1 protein-coding gene is annotated in these 2753 nt (G+C 52.6%); it reads right to left on the reverse strand.

Annotated features, from left to right (window positions below; genetic code table 11):
• A partial coding sequence (locus H8Q75_RS03405) for an EAL domain-containing protein (RefSeq protein ID WP_297040519.1) occupies positions 1-2753 on the reverse strand: 2753 nt, incomplete at both ends.

A 2753-nucleotide genomic window follows, 5' to 3' on the forward strand; every position in this document is an offset into this window, starting at 1 on the left:
ATTCGAACTCTTCGGCGGGCAGGGGAGGGCCAAAGAGATAGCCTTGACCGTAGTCACATCCCAGTCCCTGAAGTATTTGCAGTTGCCTTGGTGTTTCAATGCCCTCAGCAACAGCCCGGTAGCCCAACTGCTGGCTCAGGAGTAGAATCATGCGGGTAATTTGCAAGTTGCGTTCATTTTCCTCCAGTTGGCTGACAAAGGAACGATCTACCTTGAGGTGTTGAATCGGCAGGCTCTGGAGATAGCTGAGGCAGGAATAGCCTGTGCCAAAGTCATCAATGCCAATTTCAATATTGCGATTCCTGAGCAATTCCAGCAAATTCAGCATTTCACTTCCCAGTTCAATGCTAATCCTTTCGGTGAGTTCTAGCAGCAAATGCTGTCTGGGCAGGGGGTACCGCCGCTGAAGGGTATCCAGATACTTCAGGAAAGTGGCATCCTGGAGCGTCTTGGCAGAAACATTGACGCCGAGCCTTAAATCAGCTGGGATGCCATACTGCTGTTGCCAAGTCCAGAGCTGCCGACAGGTCTGCTCTAGGACCCACTGATCCAGCGCCACGATCAACCCTGTCTCCTCGGCAATGGGGATAAAGTGTGCCGGTGAGACAAGACCCCGCTCAGGGTGTTGCCAGCGCACCAAGGCCTCCATGCCGACCAATCGCTGACTCTTCAAATGAAAGATCGGCTGGTAAAAGACTTGCAATTCCCCACCGTTTAGAGCGTGGCGCAGATCATGTTCAAAGTGGAGCCGCTCTAGAACCTGTTTGTGCATCTGGGCATTAAAGACAGCATAGCGCTTTGTTAACTGCCTTTTAGCCGCATACATCGCAATATCGGCATCCCTTAGGACGGCTATACCGGTTTCATACTCGTTTTGGCAAAAGACAACGCCGATACTCGTACTGAGGAAAATTTGCCGCTCCTCCACCCTCAGGGGCTCCTGAAGGCGATGGATAATTTGTTCGCACAGGGCGATCGCCCTCTGGATGTGGGGCACCTCGGTGAGCAGAATCGCAAACTCATCTCCGCCCAAACGAGCTACCGTGTACCGATTCTCAACGAGGCACCGCAGCCAACTGGCGAAAGTCATTAGAAGTTGGTCCCCCACCCCATGGCCCAGGCTGTCATTAATCACCTTAAAGCGATCCAGATCGAAAAATAGCACCGCATAGTAAAACTCAGGACTTGTTTGCGCCTCGGTAATTGCTGCTTCCAATTGCTCCATGAAGTAAAGCCGGTTCGGCAGTCCTGTCAAAGAATCGTGATAGGCTTGCCGATGCAGTTGAAGCTGCACTTTTACTCGAGCAGTGACATCGCGGGAGGTCGTCTGCAGTTGGTGCAATTGACCTTGACTGTTGTAGCAGGGTTTAACTAACGTCTCCAGCCACAGGGGATCCCCTTGGGCAGTACAAACCTCATAGGTTATGGGCCAGAACCTTTGCTGCTGAATCATCTGCTCCAGTTCCTGGTTGACTCGCGATCGCTCCCAATCAGAAGAACAAAGCTGGCTAAAATGCTGGCCAAGCAGCTTTTCAGGAGGAATGCCCAAGAGGGTTTGACAAGAGGGACTCACATAGAGACATTGCCACTGCGGATCGTAGAGCCCAAGAATATCGCTGGTATTTTCCGCTAGGAACCGATAGCGTGCCTCGCTTTCCTGCAGTGCTAGTTCAATGGCTTTGCGTTCTGTAATATCAATGTTGGTACCTACCACTTTACAGGGCTGACCCTGCTCATCGTGAATCAATACTGCTTCACTGTGGAACCAGCGGTAGGTGCCATTGCAATGGCGGAGCCGAAAATCAATATTGTACTCTGCCGCGCCGCGTAGGAACTGACGGTAGGCAACAGTAACGCGATCGCGATCCTCTGGGTGGAGTCGCTCTTCCCAATCCTCAAGACTTGCTTCTTTGGCGGTGCCAGAATACCCCAATTGCCTTCGGTAGCTGGAGGAAACACAGAAGGCCCCTGTACGTAAATCACAAAAATAGAAACCAATATTAGAGACCCGTGCCGCCAACTCTAACTGCGCCTGTTGTTCCTTAAGACGAGTCTCCGCCACCAGCCGCTCCGTGACATCCAAAACCACCGTGTACCAGACAACAGCGCCATCGGCCTCCCGTGTGGGTTGACCCGCCCCCTCCAGCCAGCGGACTTCTCCTGTGGCAGGATGAATGATGCGCCATTGACAAAACCAAGGGGTCAAGGTTTCAGCCGAACGCAGTACAGATTGCCATGTGGCTTCTCGATCCTCGGGATGCACAAGCTGCCACAAACATTCACCATCGGCGGCAGCTGCCTCTGCCGGTACACCCCAAAGACGTTCGCACATTGGGTTGAGGTAAAGGGCACAGTTGCGGCCATCGGGATATTGCTCATAGCGGAAAATGGCGCCAGGCAAGTGAAGCGTCGCCAAGCGAAACCGTTCCTCACTGGCGCGCAGAGCAGCCTCAACCTGCCGTCGCTCAGCCAGTTCCTGTTGTACTTGCCGGTAGAGGGTGGCTTGGTAAATGGCTACCTCCAATTGGGTGGCAACCCCACAGGCTCGTTCAATTTCTGCCCTTGACCACCCATGGGGTTGAGGATAGGTAGATAGGCTCAGGCTTCCCCAGAGGCGACCTGCCACCATTAAGGGAATCAGTAACCAGGCTCCCGGAAAAGTAATTGCAATTTCTTGGTTAATGGGATCGCTAATTTCACGGGTATCGTCAACAATGACGATGTTCCCTGCTTTTAGAAAAAAAAAAAAAGGG

This window comes from Thermosynechococcus sp. OHK43, assembly GCF_014466085.1.
Taxonomy (GTDB): domain Bacteria; phylum Cyanobacteriota; class Cyanobacteriia; order Thermosynechococcales; family Thermosynechococcaceae; genus Thermosynechococcus.